Below are 16,147 nucleotides of genomic sequence, written 5' to 3' on the forward strand. Positions count from 1 at the left end.
ATATCAATATCAAATAAGCCATGTCGCTTGATTTGATCAAGCATATGATCTAAAAAGGGAATACCTGTGTTGAGCGTGCCTTGACCCGTACCATCGAGGTTTACACGAACTCGAATTTTGGTTTCGTTGGTATTTCTTACCACTTCACTGATACGTTCTGTCATAGACACGTTCCTCAAAGACGTCAAATAATTGATGTAAAATGTTTCGCCGTAACGAAGTCACCGCATATTAGATTGCTCAGGAGGGTTTATCAATGCCTATTACCGTACACGCTTATACTTCACTAGAAAAAGAAGAGTTGCGCAGCCAGCTAGAGCGACTGTACGACACCAGTCCTGAATTTGGCGATGGGCATGATGCCGTAGAACAACTTGAGCAGAATCTGGCTCAGTATACCTTACTTTATACCGCAGAATTTAATACTAAAGTCATTGGTGCACTTTGGTGTAGCGGGCAGGGTGAAAATAAAACGCTTGAATATATCGTGGTACATCCAGCAAATCGTGGGCGAGGGGTTGCGGAGCGACTGGTTGAAGAAACGTGTCGCATGGAAGAAAGTAAAGGTGTGAAAGTGTTTGAGCCAGGCTGTGGCGCGATTCATCGTTGCTTAGAGCACATTGGCAAAATTTAAGTTTTTTGAGGTCGTTTTAAGCTGCTTTACTTCATGGAAAGTGATTGAACCTTAGTTTAAGTACACAGGGTGAATCAAAAAATGTGCAAAGGGTGTTGAATATTGCTGTAAAAGTAAGCATTCAAAAGATTTTTGTGAAAACACACTTGACGCTACACGGCTTAAACTGTTTAATACGCGACATCGGCGTGATAGCTCAGTAGGTAGAGCAACGGATTGAAAATCCGTGTGTCCCCAGTTCGATCCTGGGTCTCGCCACCATATTTTAAAGCTAATTTAAAGATTTCAATCCCTGATCCCATTAGGGATTTTTTTTGCCTGAAATTTATTCGATCAAATAAAAAAGTGATGATTTTTATTGACTATTCATCCGAGATACGGCTTAATACACGGCATCGGCGTGATAGCTCAGTAGGTAGAGCAACGGATTGAAAATCCGTGTGTCCCCAGTTCGATCCTGGGTCTCGCCACCATATTCAAAAAAGCCTCAAACATTGTTTGAGGCTTTTTTTCGTTTGAATAAAAATTCCATCTGATTGGATGTTGGACAAAATTATGCTTTTCGTGCTGGAGGGTGTGTTAATTTCGAATCAAAAATAAGATTGAGGGTGGCTTATGAAAGATTTATTTTCATCAGGAAGTTCGCTTTATCAATTGGCACGTCCGAGTTATCCAGCGAGTTTGATTCAAGAGATACTCAAGTATGTAGTTACTCCGCAATTTGCATGGGATTGTGGTGCGGGGTCGGGACAGCTGACTCAACTGTTGGCACCTTATTTTGATGCCGTGGTGGCGACAGATATCAGTACCCAGCAGTTACAGCATGCGCCATATTTTGAAAATGTCAGTTATCAAGTTCAGTCCGCAGAGCACACCAGCTTTGCTGAGCAGAGTTTTGATTTAATTACAGTGGCACAAGCGATTCATTGGTTTAACTTTGATCGGTTTTATGCAGAGGTGAATCGCACATTAAAATCAGATGGAGTTCTCGCTGTCATCGGCTATGGCCTTATTCAACTGCAACATCCTGAGCTACAAGCTTGTATCGAAAGGCTCTATTTTAGAACATTGAAAGGCTATTGGGATGCTGAGCGATGTTATATCGACGAGGCCTATCAAACGATTCCCTTTCCCTATGAAGAAATTCCCATGCCTGAATTGTCGATGTCGTTTCAGTGGTCTGCTGACCAATTGTTGGATTATTTCAATACTTGGTCTGCGTTGAAGCATTATCGACTGAAAAATGCCGATGACCCTTTATACGAGTTAAAAGTATTTTTTGCGCTTGATGATCATGTGAGCCAAATCTTTGAACTTACATTTCCAATTTTTGTAAGATTGGGGCGTCTAGCAGTATCGGTGCATTAAATGTCTATGCTTAATCGGTAATCAAGCGTTTCCCAAAACAGACCACATCAATTTCTTCATAGCCCAGTTGTTCATAGAAGCTCTGCACGTCGATATTTTCTTTACGTACAAGCAACTGTAGTTTGGGGCAGCCCAAAGCAATCAGGCGCTTCTCTAGCTGCTGTATGAGTGCGGTTGCGACCCCATTACGTTGGAAGTGTGGATGTACCGCCAAATAATTAATCCAACCACGGTGACCGTCATAACCCCCCATCAAGGTTGCGATCAGTTGCTCATCTTTGACGGCCAATAAAAACAGACCATCTTTTTGTGCAGTCTTTCTAAAAATATCAATTTCAGGGTTGTTCCACGGGCGAGTGAGGTCACACACTTCCCAGAGGGCAATGACGTCTTCTAAATCGGTTTCGAAATAGGGGCGAATAATGAACATGAGCTTGGCATTTTTATTTTTTGGATGCCTTTAGATTAATTGAGTTTTTTTATTTTGATAAGTGTTTTATTACACTTTTCATCAGATATAAAAAAACGCCCAACTGGGCGTTTTTTAAAGCTTTGAATTAAGCCGATTTTGCTTCTGCTTGTACAGGAAGCATGTGACCTGTTTCTTCAAAGTTAGAATGCCAAGACAATGCTTCACGAAGGATATGAGGAGTATGACCGCCTTTCTCACATGAACGTGTGAAGTAGTCATTTAATGCATCACGGTAAAGTGGGTGAGCACAGTTGTCGATAATCGCACGTGCACGCTCACGTGGTGCTAAACCACGAAGGTCAGCCAAACCTTGTTCAGTGACTAGGATGTCAACGTCATGTTCAGCATGGTCTACGTGAGAGGCGAATGGAACGATTGATGAAATATCACCGCCTTTTGCAATTGATTTGGTCACGAAAATTGCCAAGTGTGCATTACGGGCGAAGTCACCTGAACCACCAATACCATTCATCATTTTCGTACCGCAAACGTGAGTTGAGTTTACGTTACCGTAAATGTCGAACTCAAGTGCAGTATTGATGCCGATAATGCCAAGACGACGAACCAATTCAGGGTGGTTTGAAATCTCTTGTGGGCGCAGTACTAACTTATCTTTGTATGCTTCAAGGTTATTAAATACTTTCTCGCCATATTTAGCAGAAAGGGTAATTGAAGAACCTGATGCAAATTTCATTTTACCCGCATCAATCAATTCAAAGGTACAGTCTTGGAGTACTTCTGAGTACATGACCAAGTCTTCGAAGTTTGAATCTTTAAGGCCTGTAAGTACAGCATTGGCAATTGAGCCAATCCCTGCTTGTAATGGGCCTAAGTTTTTAGGTAAGCGATTTTCAGCTACTTCTTTTTCAAAGAAAGCAATGAGGTGATCTGCAATACCTTGAGTTTCATCATCTGGTGCTGTTACGGTAGATGGAGAGTCGTGTAAGTCGTTGTTGATGACGATACCGACAATTTTTGCAGGGTCGATATTGATTGCATGTGTACCAATACGCTCATCGACTTGAGTTAGTGGAATCGGTTGGCGTGTTGGACGGTAAGTTGGAATATAAATATCGTGTAAGCCTTCAAAAGCAGGGCTTAAGTTGGTGTTGATTTCAACAATGACTTTTTCAGCAAAAATGGCGAAGCTTGCAGAGTTGCCGACAGACGTTGTAGGAATGATGCCACCATCTTCGGTAATTGCGACTGCTTCAATCACAGCAATATCAGGTTTTTTCAACTGAAGGTTACGCATTTGTTCAACAGTTTCAGACAAGTGTTGGTCAATGAACATCACTTCGCCTTTGTTGATTGCTTTACGTAAAGTGTTGTCTACTTGGAACGGTAAACGACGTGCCAATACACCTGCTTCAGTCAATTGCTTGTCTAGGTCATTGCCTAAAGAAGCGCCTGTAATTAGTGTGATTTTTAAAGGATTTGTGTGTGCACGTTTAACCAATGCCAAAGGTACAGCTTTCGCTTCGCCTGCACGAGTGAAGCCACTCATCCCTACAGTCATGCCATCTTCAATAAAAGCAGACGCTTCTTCTGCACTGATGACTTTATCGTGAAGTGAAGCTAAACGGATACGATCTAAAGACATGGTTTACTCTCGTTAATATTCTGGATCTGGCACCGATTGTACCGATCAAGAACGACATTGTGCATACCTGTTAGGCTAAGGTCTAATTTTTTGAAAAAATGTGGGTATAAGCTTTTCTGATGATTTGTAAGTATTTGAAATATATTTGGTAAAATTAAATTGTTGAATAGTTGAACAAAATCATTTGCTCAACTATTGTTCAATATTAAAAATGCTCTACTAGTGTTTGCTTGAGTTTTTCGAGCGGATTGTTGTTTGAAATTTCAACATCTTGCTGAGTATTTAAGGGGAGAGAAATAATTGCTTCGAGTCCACCTTGTTCACGATTATGAATAATCAATTCGCCTTGATGAATATCCACAATTCGCTTCACAATCGCGAGACCTAAGCCACTACCTTGTACGGTTCGGGCTTCATTACCACGGACAAAAGGTTGCATGAGCTCTTCAATTTGGTCTTCTGGGATCCCTTCGCCGTGATCCGCTACGCTAATTAAAATGTGTTCATTTTCAAGTGTTGCGGAGAGTTCAATAGGTTCAGCACCATAACGTTTTGAATTATTGATGAGATTACCGATTAGGCGTTTGAGAGATAAACTGCGTGCTTGAATAATGGGAAGTTCTGTTGCATCAAAACGAATATCTAGAGGTTTGAACTGCACCACCAATTCTTGTAACAACATATTTAAATCGGTGTCTTGGATTTCCTCATCTGAACCGTCGCGCATATAGGAAATGAACTGATTTAAGATAGCATCCATGTCCTCGACATCATAAATCAGCCCTTCTTTTAAAAAATCATCATCAGGCATCATTTCTGCACTGAGTCGGATGCGGGTCAATGGTGTGCGTAAGTCGTGGGAAATCCCTGCCAACATAATTCGACGGTCACGTTCAGTTTGATCTAAGGTATAGATCATGTGGTTAAAAGCCTGATTGACCTCACGGATTTCTTGTGGCCCATGGTTGGTCTCGAGATAAGGGGCTTTTCCTGTCTTACTGTAATTATTGGCAGCATTTTGCAGTCGACGTAGCGGGCGGTTAAGTTGGCGAACAAGGGTTAAAATAATGGCCGCTGCAATCAGGGGAACACCAAGTAACCAGCCAAAAATCAGCTCTGGACTATAGTTAGCATAGGTTTTGAGTGGTTCACGTACCCAGTTACCATTCATTTCTGGGGTTTGAATCCAAATACGTGGACTCGGTTTAAATTGAAAATAAACTGTAGCATGTTCTACATTCAGCTCTTTGGCGAGCTTGGCTTCAATTTGGTTGGTAAAGAATTCAGCAATCACCTTGTCTTTGACATTTGGATATTCTTTGGGGTTGGTAACGTATTCAATGCCCACCCGACTTCTTAGCCAGTCATCGACATCAACTTCCGCATCTTTATGATAAATACGCAAATCAGGGTTGTTGAGTATTTCTAATTCAACCGCAAGATAGCGGGCGTGTTGTTGAATTTCAGGTAGATATAAAGTTCGCCAAAAGAACCATAAGGACATAAATAAACTAAAGAACACCACAAACAACACCAGCACAGTGGTGCGCATGGCAGCAGAGCGTGGCTTAATTTTGTCAAGAAACCGTTCCCAACGCGTGCGCTTTCTCTCTGAGTAAGCTTCGTAATCTGTAAATTTTTGAGGGTCGATGGGTTCGAGTTTCACGCCAGCTTCCTGTGGACTATTTTTTATCAATATTACTGAAATATACACGGTGGAGTCTTACCGTATTTATCAGTAATAGAAGGAGCTCATTCTGTTACTTTTTAAAAAGTAACCAAAACTTTTGCCATTCGCTGAACTCGCAATTAAAGTTGACAAGCCTTGAAAGTAAAATTGGCTCAAACAGCAGCGAATGGCTTTTAGGGACAATAAGTTCGGTGAACGTTTACATTATTGGAGCTTATTATTCCGCGCCATCTGGAACAAAGACATAACCCACACCCCAAACGGTTTGGATATAACGCGCACGAGCAGGGTTTTCTTCTACTAGACGACGTAGGCGAGATACTTGAACATCAATCGAACGTTCCATTGCACCCCATTCACGGCCACGCGCAAGGTTCATCAATTTGTCGCGAGTCAAAGGCTCACGTGGGTGTTGTACCAAGGCTTTCAGTACCGCAAACTCACCTGTAGTTAAAGTCACGACTTGACCTTCACGCGTTAGGGTACGTGTTGATAAATCAAGTGACCATGGACCAAAGCTGACCACTTCCATTTGCTGGCTTGGTGCGCCTGGAACTTCACGGACTTGGCGGCGTAATACGGCGCGAATACGTGCTAACAACTCATTTGGATTAAATGGTTTCGGTAAGTAGTCATCTGCACCTGCTTCTAGACCTGCAATACGGTCTGAATCACTGCCACGTGCGGTCAGCATGATGATAGGTGTGTCAATATTGGATTGGCGTAGACGACGGCAGATACTTAAGCCATCTTCTACAGGGAGCATGAAGTCGAGCACAATCAGTGAAAACAGTTCGCGCTGTAAGAGACGATCCATTTGGGTCGCGTCATGCGCTGTTTTTACCACAAAGCCTTTATCTTCTAAAAAGCGTTGGAGTAGCGTACGTAAACGTACATCGTCATCTACCACTAAAATGCGTTCAACGCGATCGGCGTCGTTATGTACGGCATCTGTTTTTTCAGCAGGTACAACTAAACTCATTGAAGTGCTCCTTTATTCTTTATTGTCATCGTAAACAAAAGTCGGGGTAGTCTTGAGTATACGACTCATTTGTATGTCTTTACTATGCTCTAAAGCAACAAATATTGCAGGTAAAATCAAGACATAGATACCAAATGTATACATCTTAGCCCATAGAAAAACATGGCAAAGAATGACTAAAAATAAGATTTAACACTGAAAATAATATGGATTTATGAAATTTGCCCGAAATATGTCACATTTAAGCGGTGAAATTCATAAAACAGTTGTGGATTTTATAGTCTTGGTCTTTATAATCATGGCTTTTAGTACATATCCTTGTGGGATCACATACGATGACTGACTTAGTTCAGCAGTTGGCAAAAGAAATTGCCGTACGTCCAAATCAAATCGAGGCTGCCATCAAGTTGATTGATGAAGGTGCTAGCGTTCCATTTATTGCGCGTTACCGTAAAGAAGTCACGCAAGGCTTGGACGATGCGCAGTTACGTCAGCTCGATACACGTTTGGCTTATTTGCGTGATTTATTTGAACGTCGCGAAAAGGTAATCGAATCATTAAAAGAACAAGATAAATTGTCTGATGATTTGTTGGCACGTGTAAATGCTGCTGAAACTAAAAATGCCTTAGAAGAAATTTACGCACCGTACCGTCCAAAACGGACCAGTAAATCATTTAAAGCTAAAGAAGCAGGCTTGGGCCCGATTGCAGAAAAAATCTTTGCAGAAGCGGTTGATCCTGCTGAAGCATTGGCAGGCTTTAGCCATGAAGATTATCCAGATCTAGAAAGTCAGTTGGATGCGATTCAACATATTTTAATTGATGACTGGGCGCAGAATATTGCACTGACAACTGAACTTAAAGCAATGTTTGCAAAAACAGCCACTTTAAAAAGTTTAGTGGCAAGTGATGAGAAGAAAGAAGTTGGCAAAAAATTCCGCGATTACTTCGATTTTTCTGAAAATTTAAACAAAGTCCCATCACACCGTTTATTGGCGATGTTACGTGGTCGTCAAGAAAACGTTTTAGGTTTAAAAGTTGATGGCGAAGATGATGCAGCATTGGCGCGTATTGAAACAGAATACAGCCTTGAAACTGCACAGCCACAAGCGCGTCAAGATTACTTAAAGCAAACGGCAAAATTGTTCTGGTTAGGCAAGGTTCGTCCAAGCATCGAACACTCGTTGCTCACCGAAAAACGTCTCGCAGCTGAATCTGAAGCAATGGATGTTTTCGCTGAAAATTTACGTCATTTATTGTTGTCTGCACCAGCGGGTGCACGTACAACCTTAGGTGTAGACCCTGGCATCCGTACAGGGGTGAAATTGGCTGTGGTGAATGCATCAGGTGATGTACTTGCACATAGCACGGTTTATCCATTTGCACCTAAAGAAGATAAAGCGGGTTCAATTGCAGAACTGGCGCGTTTATGTCGCGAGTTCAATGTTGACCTGATTGCCATTGGCAATGGTACAGCAAGCCGTGAAACAGAAAGCGTTGTGGCTGAAATGATGGCTGCAAACAGTGATTTAAAACTGACCCGTGTTTCAGTATCAGAAGCGGGTGCATCAGTTTATTCAGCATCTGAATTGGCATCTGCGGAGCTACCAGAGCTAGATGTGTCGATTCGTGGTGCTGTGTCGATTGCACGTCGTTTACAAGACCCATTGGCTGAGCTAGTAAAAATTGATCCAAAGTCGATTGGTGTAGGTCAGTACCAACATGATGTGAACCAAACTGGTTTGGCAAAAACCCTTGAAGCGGTGGTTGAAGACTGTGTGAACTCGGTGGGGGTGGATGTTAATACTGCATCATCTGCTATTTTGGGTTATATCGCAGGTTTGAATAAGTCGATTGCACAGCAAATTGTCGATTTCCGCAAAGAAAATGGTCGTTTTGACAACCGCCAAGATTTGAAGAAAGTGCCACGTTTAGGCGAGCGTACTTTTGAACAAGCGGCAGGTTTCTTACGTATTCAAGATGGTTCAGAGCCATTGGATGCTTCTGCAGTTCACCCAGAGTCTTATGCATTGGTTGCTAAAATTGTTGAAGCGAAAGCGACAACAGTGAAAGACATCATTGGTAACTCTGAAATTATTCGCCAAGTGAATGCAGAAGAATTTACAGATGAGAAATTTGGTCTACCAACCATTCAAGATGTACTGTCTGAACTGGAAAAACCAGGTCGTGATCCGCGTCCAGAGTTCCGTACCGCAAAATTCCGTGAAGACATTACGGAAGTAGCGCAGCTAGTAGAAGGCATGCAGCTTGAAGGTGTTGTGACCAATGTGACGAACTTCGGTGCTTTTGTGGATGTGGGTGTACACCAAGACGGTTTGGTCCATATTTCAGAATTGGCGAATGAATTTGTTGCAGATCCGCATAAAGTGGCGAAACCAGGTCAAATTGTGCAAGTGCGTGTACTCAGTGTAGATGCGGAGCGTAATCGTGTGAATTTGTCGATGCGCCCTGAAGGTGCTGATGCGCCTAAAGCTCCACGTCAACCACGCCGTGAAAATGCAGAGCGTAGTGAACGTAAACCACAAGGTAAACGTCCACAACAAGCACGTCCGCAAGGCGAGCGCACTCAAACAAACAAGAAGCCACAAGCGACTAAACCTCAAGAAAATAAAATTGGTGGTTTAGGTGCATTGTTGCTTCAAGCGGGGATTAAAGGTTCTAAATAATCTTTAATGTTTAAATAAAAAAACCTCCCAAGTGGGAGGTTTTTTTATGGTTTCTTTTATCCGTTGATGATTGGCACGATCCAACTGGTGATGATTAGCATAATGCCAAAATGCCCTAGCTTTCGACATACTTTGACAAAAGTCGGTGCAGGTTGTTCTAGTCTCGTCGCATAATCTTTCAGGCTCATAGCTTGCGTGCTACGACTATGCCAAAGGAAAACAGCAAGGTCGATACAGATCAGAATCGTGCCGACATTGGCCACGATATCCATCATCACATAATCTTGTAAATACAGGCTGCTGCCTACGCGGTAGCTGAGGTAAATCGCAAAGGCGATACATACGTATTGCAGGACGAAAGAAAAAGTGCGCATAGACTCACAAAACAAAAAATGACGGCTGTTTATAACACAAAATGTGAGATTGCATCGTCATCTTTATTTTTGTCTATAAAAAATAGTGGGTCTCTAGTTTATTACACTTTGAGCAAGTAGCGCTGAAAGCGTTGATATGAGCCCTATTTTTAATAAAATATTGCTATATAAACGAGACGGTGGGGGAGTTTTTACTGGTGTAGAGTCTGTGTGATTTTTATTGTTTAAATGAGAGCTTGAGCGTTGGGCAGAGGGTCGGCTACTAACAGCAAATTCGATCAAAATCATCATTAGCCCACCATAAACCATAACTTGCCAAATTGAATGATCAGGAAGGCGAAGTTCTATATATAGATTAAAAGCCATAAGTGAGGCAAAAATGAAACAAAAGAGTTTGAAAATATAAAGTGCCTGCATTTTTATCTCCTTTTCTTCTTATTTTTATATTGGATTTTATTTCTTAACGATCTGTTAAAACTTGCAAAATATGCAAACCCAGCCTTTCAATGAAAAGCTGGGTCATGATCAGGAAACTTACCAGTGTTCACCTGGGAATAAGCGTGCATACGCTTTTTGTACCCAGTTGAGTTTTTGTGGCTCACCTACCGATGCGCTAGAGCTAGGGAATAAGTTATAGCCAATCGACATGAGTTTGTTGTTGATATCTGGTGCAATTGAATAAGTGATAGATGCCAAACGACCGAGGTTGGTTGCGACTTTCTTCGGACGCTTCACAATCGCGTACGCGACTAAATCTGCTGCTTGTTCAGGTGAAAGCGTGGGTACGTACTTATAAATTTTTGTTGGTGCAATCATCGGCGTGCGGACTAAAGGCATATACACTGACGTAATCGCAATTTTATGTGAATGTACTTCGGCTGAGAGACAACGGCTGAACGCATCCAAAGCAGCTTTAGATGCTACATACGCTGAAAAACGGGTGGCATTTGCCAATACACCAATTGAGCTAATGTTAATAATATGACCATCACGACGAATCATCATTTGTGGCAAGATGTTCATCACTAAACGCACAGCACCAAAGTAGTTGAGCTGCATGGTGCGTTCAAAATCATGAAAGCGCTCTGTTGACTCATGTACCGCGCGGCGAATTGAGCGTCCTGCGTTGTTAATCAAAATATCAATATGATCTACTGAAGCTAAAATTTGTTTAGAAACTTCATCAATGGAATCTAAATCATTTAAGTCACAAGGGAAAACCGTAGCTGAACCACCTTTGGCTTCGATATCTGCTTTGACTTCTTCTAAGGTTTCTTTGGTGCGTGAAACTAATAGTACATGTGCGCCTGCATCAGCCAGTTTATGTGCAACTGTTAAACCAATACCACTTGAAGCACCTGTAATTAAGACGGTTTTTCCGTTTACACGTTCTTTAAAAAGTCTATCAATTCTTGAATTCACTTTATCTTTCCTGATCTAAATAGAATATTTGAGGGTTATGGCTGTTTTTGTATTCGATTATTTATGCTGGATTTTTGGACCAATGCAGCTGCTTTCCTTAACAATATGATACCTAAACTGCTTCAAAATATCACGGCATAAGTTATTGAATTAATAAATAATTTTAGAGTAAAAACTCTATTTTGCTTATTCTAATAATTAACTTTTATCACGAATCAAAATGAAATTAAAGGGCTATAAATATAAAAGACAGCTGTATAAAAAGCCTCAATCATGTGATTGAGGCTTTTATTTTGTAGGATGCATTTCAGACTTGGGCTAAGGCTTGCTCTAAATCTGCAATTAAATCATCAATATGTTCAATCCCTATGGATAGGCGCACCATATCTGTACTCACGCCTGCTGATAGCAATTCCGCTTCATTCAACTGACGATGTGTGGTCGTTGCAGGGTGGCACGCTAAACTTTTGGCATCCCCAATATTAACTAAGCGTGTAAACAGTTGTAGGGCATCAATAAAACGTGTCCCACCTTCAAGGCCATCTTGTACCCCAAAAGATAAAATTGCGGAAGGCTGCCCTTTGACATATTTTTGTGCCAAACCATGCTGAGGGTGATCTTTCAATCCAGCATAGTTAACCCATTTTACTTTGGGATGGGCTTGTAAATATTCTGCGACTTTCTGCGCATTGAAGATGTGACGTTCCATACGCAAGTTGAGTGTTTCTAAGCCTTGCAGAATCAGGAACACACTGAGTGGGCTAATCGCAGCGCCAGTATTGCGCAATGGAACGACACGAGCGCGAGCAATATAGGCTGCTTCGCCCAAAGCTTCAACATAGTTCACGCCGTGATAACTTGGGTCGGGTGTATTCAGCACTTTAAAGCGCTCAGGATATTTGCCCCAAGGAAACTTGCCACTATCAACAATCGCACCGCCAATCGAATTGCCATGTCCACCAATATATTTAGTGAGCGAGTGAATCACGATGTCAGCACCATATTCAAACGGTTTAAGCAAAGCAGGGCTTGCAACCGTATTATCGACCACTACAGGTACTCCATATTCGTGGGCGATTTTGGCAATTGCTTCTAGGTCGATAATATTGCCCAGTGGATTACCAATGGATTCAACAAAAACCAACTTGGTTTTTTCATCAATTAAACCACGTAGGGCTTCTGGATCTTGATAATCAAAGAAGCGTACCTCAATGCCTTGTTTCGGCAGAGTGTGGGCAAACAGGTTATAAGTGCCACCGTACAAGGTCGATACTGAAGCAATGTTGTCACCTGCTTCAGCAATGGTTTGAATAGCATAAGTAATGGCAGCCATGCCCGAAGCCAAAGCCAAAGCTCCAATACCTCCCTCGAGTGCAGCTAAACGCTGTTCGAGCACCGCAGTGGTTGGATTCATAATACGGGTATAAATATTGCCTTGGACTTTCAGGTCAAATAGGTCAGCGCCGTGTTGCGTATTATCAAAGGCATACGAGGTCGTTTGGTAAATCGGCACAGCCACAGCTTTAGTGGTTGCCTCAGGGTTATAACCAGCATGGATAGCCAAAGTTTCGTCTTTATAGGTCATGTGACTTCATCTGCGTGAGTTAAATATTACACAGTCTACCATTAATGAATATAAGTGAAATTGCAAAAAAATATGAATGTTTATCTAAAATTTTCATAATGAAGTGTAAGTTTTAACTTGGTAAGCATATAAAAACTGCTGAAAACAAGCGTTTAAAAAACACTCGAACTGAAAGTTGTAACATTGCATTGAAGATCGGTTTAATGCCTTATTTTTTCAGCGCATTCATCGTATAATGCCCCAAAATATTTTTCGCTGTTTTGCGATTTTTTGGTTTTCTATTGAGGAGTCCTGCGTGGCCCAATATATTTATACGATGAACCGAGTGTCTAAGATGGTTCCGCCTAAGCGCGAAATCTTGAAAGACATCTCTTTGTCATTTTTCCCGGGTGCAAAAATTGGTGTGCTTGGTTTAAACGGTGCAGGTAAATCAACCTTGCTTCGTATTATGGCTGGCGTAGACAAAGATTTCTCTGGTGAAGCTCGTGCGCAACCGGGTATCAAAATCGGCTATTTAGAGCAAGAGCCACCACTCGATCCAAATAAAGATGTTCGCGGTAACGTTGAAGATGGTTTACGTGAACCATTAGATGCTTTGGCACGCTTGGATGAAGTATTTGCTGAATATGCGGCTGAAGACGCAGACTTTGACAAATTGGCAAAAGAGCAAGAAAAATTAGAAGCGATTATTCACTCATGGGATGCACACAACCTGAGCAACCAAATGGATCAAGCTGCTGCAGCATTGAACCTTCCAGCTTGGGATGCAGACGTAACTTTACTATCAGGTGGTGAGCGTCGTCGTGTTGCATTATGTCGTTTGCTTTTATCTAAGCCAGACATGTTGCTTCTAGACGAACCGACGAACCACTTGGATGCAGAGTCTGTATCTTGGTTAGAGCGTTTCTTGAAAGACTTCGCGGGCACGATTGTGGCGATTACGCACGACCGTTATTTCTTGGATAACGTCGCTGAATGGATTCTTGAGCTTGACCGCGGTATGGGCATTCCATATCAAGGCAACTATTCTGCTTGGTTAGAGCAAAAGAATGCACGTTTAGAGCAAGAACAGAAGCAAGAAGAATCTTTTGCTAAAGCATTGAAAAAAGAACTGGAATGGGTTCGTTCAAATGCTAAAGGTCAACAAAAGAAAAACAAAGCACGTATGGAGCGTTTTGAAGAACTTAACTCACGTGAGTTCCAACAGCGTAATGAAACGTCTGAAATCTATATTCCACCTGGTCCGCGTCTAGGCAATAAAGTGGTTGAAGTCGAAGGCATCAGCAAATCATTTGATGGTCGCGTACTCTACGAAAACCTCAGCTTTACCGTACCACCTACAGCAATTGTGGGTATTGTGGGTCCAAACGGTGCGGGTAAAACCACACTGTTCCGTATGATGACGGGTGAACAACAGCCTGATACAGGTACGGTGACACTAGGTGAGTCGGTTAAAGTCGCTTATGTGGGTCAGATCCGTGATACTTTGGATAACAACAAAACCGTTTGGGAAGAAGTTTCTGGCGGTTTGGATATCCTAAGAATTGGCGAATACGAAATTGCATCACGTGCTTATATTGGCCGTTTTAACTTTAAAGGCCAAGATCAGCAAAAACGTGTAGGTGAATTGTCAGGTGGTGAGCGTAACCGTTTACAACTGGCGAAAATCCTGCAAATGGGCGCTAATGTCATCTTACTGGATGAGCCATCGAACGATTTGGATATCGAAACTTTACGTGCACTTGAGGATGCAATTCTTGTATTCCCAGGCACGGTAATGGTGGTATCGCATGACCGTTGGTTCCTTGACCGTATTGCAACGCATATCTTGTCATTTGAAAATGAGCAACCTGAGTTTTATGAAGGCAACTATGCCGAGTATGAAGCATACCGCTTGGCTCGTTTAGGTGAAGATGCTGTACAAAAACGTACTAAATACAAGAAAATTGGCGGTTAATACTGTCGTTAGCCAATAAAAAAACCAGCCTTCGGGCTGGTTTTTTTATGTTTGTTAATTGTTTTCTAAGGAGTTTTAGAGGCATTCACTTGTAAGCTGATAATGCTGTAATACTGATTTTTAGGTTTTGCTTTGGCATCGACCTTTTCGCTCACTTCAATCAAGTATTGTCCAGCTTGTTCAAAAGTGAGCGTGGCATTGCCTTGTGCATCAACAGGTGTGCTTTTTGCTTGCTGTTCAAGCTCACCTTGAGCGCGAACCATAAGCTCTGCATGCGCAAGAGCTTTGCCTGCTTGCGTAATTTGCAGTTGTACAGGTTGTTGTACATTGATTTGGTTGGGATGGGGTTTAAAGCTGACTTGAATTGGGGCTGGTGTTATAGCGACAGGTGAGGTGCTGTCCTTGCTGACATAGCTTTGAATGCTCCATTCACGAACCGTAGAGACCTTGCTTGGCACTTTACCTTTAAAGTCACTTGGAATGACATAGTCACGCTCACTCAGAGCAGGAACTTTGTCTGCTGCTACATCGGCAAAAATTTTCCACTGACGATTGTGCTGTACGTAATCAATTGGATACGAAGTCTTTGCGAAAATGGTATAGGTACCCTTTTCAGGAAGTTTGAGATCAAACGTTGCTGCTGAGTCTAAATTTTTTACGGGTTGAACGGTACTTTGAGTTTGGTTGGGCTGAAAAACAGTGAAGGATGTATCTTTTAAAGCGTATTCAGGATGAAAAGCTTGTTCCGCATAAGCACTAAGAACAGGAACTTGGGTATTCTCTGTGAGATAGGCTAAGGGTGCGACATAGGGTTCATGGGCTTGAGTCGCAGTGCTTAGAGCAAGCGCACAAAAGAGCATATTTCTCATGGCAATAAAGTTCCGAATATAATCAAAAAGTGGATTGATTATATCGAGAAAAAATACCATTTGATAATAATTATTATTTATAATTTGCCTGAAGAAAAAGGAGAGCTTGGCCTCTCCTTGATCTGCTGATATTAAGAGGGGATTTAAATTTCCCACTCATGGTCGCATTCGCGGCATTTCCATTTTTTTTGGGATTGCATAAAGCCTTGCATCGAAATTTTAAAATCTGGAAGATCTCGGTAAAACAAGAAACCCGCAACTACACATACGATAAACACGACAACCGTTGCAATTTGAAGTGTTGAGCCTGCACCATCCCCAAAGATCCACATTGCAATGCTAATTAACACCAGAAGTAATAACACAAAGATAGCAGGGATTAGAAAAACTAAACTTTTAGGCACAACTGGACGTGCTGCTGGAGCGCCTGCTTGAGCAACAGGCATAATTTTTGGACTTTGGCATTGAGGACAGCGGTATTGCATGACGACTCCGAAATTCTAA

General features: G+C 41.9%; 14 protein-coding genes, 2 tRNA genes and 1 pseudogene. 6 read left to right on the forward strand and 11 right to left on the reverse strand.

Annotated features, from left to right (window positions below; translation table 11 throughout):
• Positions 1-164, reverse strand: a pseudogene (locus B4F08_RS04035) (imidazoleglycerol-phosphate dehydratase); the annotation flags it as partial.
• 92 nt (positions 165-256) lie between these two features.
• Here B4F08_RS04035 and B4F08_RS04040 point away from each other — a divergent pair.
• From B4F08_RS04040 to B4F08_RS04055, 4 genes are all read left to right on the forward strand, one after another.
• Positions 257-634: a GNAT family N-acetyltransferase gene (locus B4F08_RS04040; protein WP_086209070.1), complete on the forward strand. Its 378-nt coding sequence runs from the start codon at positions 257-259 to the stop codon at positions 632-634.
• A gap of 185 nt (positions 635-819) precedes the next feature.
• A tRNA-Phe gene (locus B4F08_RS04045) sits at positions 820-895 on the forward strand.
• Positions 896-1,031: 136 nt separating this feature from the next.
• A tRNA-Phe gene (locus B4F08_RS04050) sits at positions 1,032-1,107 on the forward strand.
• Between the two features lie 142 nt (positions 1,108-1,249).
• Complete coding sequence (locus B4F08_RS04055; RefSeq protein ID WP_151706965.1) at positions 1,250-2,002, forward strand: class I SAM-dependent methyltransferase; 753 nt, start codon at positions 1,250-1,252, stop codon at positions 2,000-2,002.
• A 10-nt stretch (positions 2,003-2,012) separates the two neighbouring features.
• Here B4F08_RS04055 and B4F08_RS04060 read toward each other — a convergent pair whose 3' ends face one another.
• The 4 genes from B4F08_RS04060 to ompR form a co-directional block, all read right to left on the reverse strand.
• Positions 2,013-2,432 (reverse strand): GNAT family acetyltransferase, encoded by a 420-nt coding sequence (locus B4F08_RS04060; RefSeq protein WP_086209068.1) that lies wholly within the window; start codon positions 2,430-2,432, stop codon positions 2,013-2,015.
• 127 nt (positions 2,433-2,559) lie between these two features.
• Positions 2,560-4,077, reverse strand: a complete 1,518-nt coding sequence (locus B4F08_RS04065) for an acetyl-CoA hydrolase/transferase family protein (protein WP_086209067.1) — start codon at positions 4,075-4,077, stop codon at positions 2,560-2,562.
• Positions 4,078-4,282: 205 nt separating this feature from the next.
• Complete coding sequence (locus tag B4F08_RS04070) at positions 4,283-5,743, reverse strand: ATP-binding protein (RefSeq protein ID WP_086209066.1); 1,461 nt, start codon at positions 5,741-5,743, stop codon at positions 4,283-4,285.
• Between the two features lie 241 nt (positions 5,744-5,984).
• Complete coding sequence (ompR, locus tag B4F08_RS04075) at positions 5,985-6,749, reverse strand: two-component system response regulator OmpR (protein ID WP_086209065.1); 765 nt, start codon at positions 6,747-6,749, stop codon at positions 5,985-5,987.
• Positions 6,750-7,084: 335 nt separating this feature from the next.
• On the opposite strand from ompR, the gene B4F08_RS04080 reads away from it, so the two are divergent.
• Complete coding sequence (locus B4F08_RS04080) at positions 7,085-9,436, forward strand: Tex family protein (protein ID WP_291373338.1); 2,352 nt, start codon at positions 7,085-7,087, stop codon at positions 9,434-9,436.
• Between the two features lie 56 nt (positions 9,437-9,492).
• Here the strand turns inward: B4F08_RS04080 and B4F08_RS04085 are convergent, their stop codons facing one another.
• From B4F08_RS04085 to B4F08_RS04100, 4 genes are all read right to left on the reverse strand, one after another.
• Positions 9,493-9,810 (reverse strand): hypothetical protein, encoded by a 318-nt coding sequence (locus B4F08_RS04085; RefSeq protein WP_291373340.1) that lies wholly within the window; start codon positions 9,808-9,810, stop codon positions 9,493-9,495.
• Between the two features lie 93 nt (positions 9,811-9,903).
• The gene (locus B4F08_RS04090) at positions 9,904-10,227 is read right to left on the reverse strand and encodes a hypothetical protein (RefSeq protein ID WP_291373342.1); all 324 of its coding nucleotides are present in this window, start codon (positions 10,225-10,227) and stop codon (positions 9,904-9,906) included.
• A gap of 117 nt (positions 10,228-10,344) precedes the next feature.
• Positions 10,345-11,232, reverse strand: a complete 888-nt coding sequence (locus B4F08_RS04095) for an SDR family NAD(P)-dependent oxidoreductase (protein WP_086209061.1) — start codon at positions 11,230-11,232, stop codon at positions 10,345-10,347.
• A gap of 307 nt (positions 11,233-11,539) precedes the next feature.
• Positions 11,540-12,817, reverse strand: coding sequence for an O-acetylhomoserine aminocarboxypropyltransferase/cysteine synthase family protein (locus B4F08_RS04100; RefSeq protein ID WP_291373345.1), 1,278 nt, complete (start codon positions 12,815-12,817; stop codon positions 11,540-11,542).
• Positions 12,818-13,112: 295 nt separating this feature from the next.
• Between B4F08_RS04100 and ettA the strand changes: the two genes are divergently transcribed.
• On the forward strand, positions 13,113-14,774 hold the full coding sequence (gene ettA, locus B4F08_RS04105; protein ID WP_086209193.1) for an energy-dependent translational throttle protein EttA: 1,662 nt from the start codon (positions 13,113-13,115) through the stop codon (positions 14,772-14,774).
• Positions 14,775-14,839: 65 nt separating this feature from the next.
• On the opposite strand, the gene B4F08_RS04110 is transcribed toward ettA, so the two are convergent.
• Together B4F08_RS04110 and B4F08_RS04115 are read right to left on the reverse strand one after the other, a co-directional pair.
• The gene (locus B4F08_RS04110) at positions 14,840-15,643 is read right to left on the reverse strand and encodes a DUF4198 domain-containing protein (protein ID WP_291373348.1); all 804 of its coding nucleotides are present in this window, start codon (positions 15,641-15,643) and stop codon (positions 14,840-14,842) included.
• Positions 15,644-15,786: 143 nt separating this feature from the next.
• Positions 15,787-16,128: a hypothetical protein gene (locus tag B4F08_RS04115; RefSeq protein WP_086209059.1), complete on the reverse strand. Its 342-nt coding sequence runs from the start codon at positions 16,126-16,128 to the stop codon at positions 15,787-15,789.
• Positions 16,129-16,147 lie beyond the last annotated feature (19 nt).

The organism is Acinetobacter sp. UBA6720, from assembly GCF_002454215.1.
Classification (GTDB): domain Bacteria; phylum Pseudomonadota; class Gammaproteobacteria; order Pseudomonadales; family Moraxellaceae; genus Acinetobacter.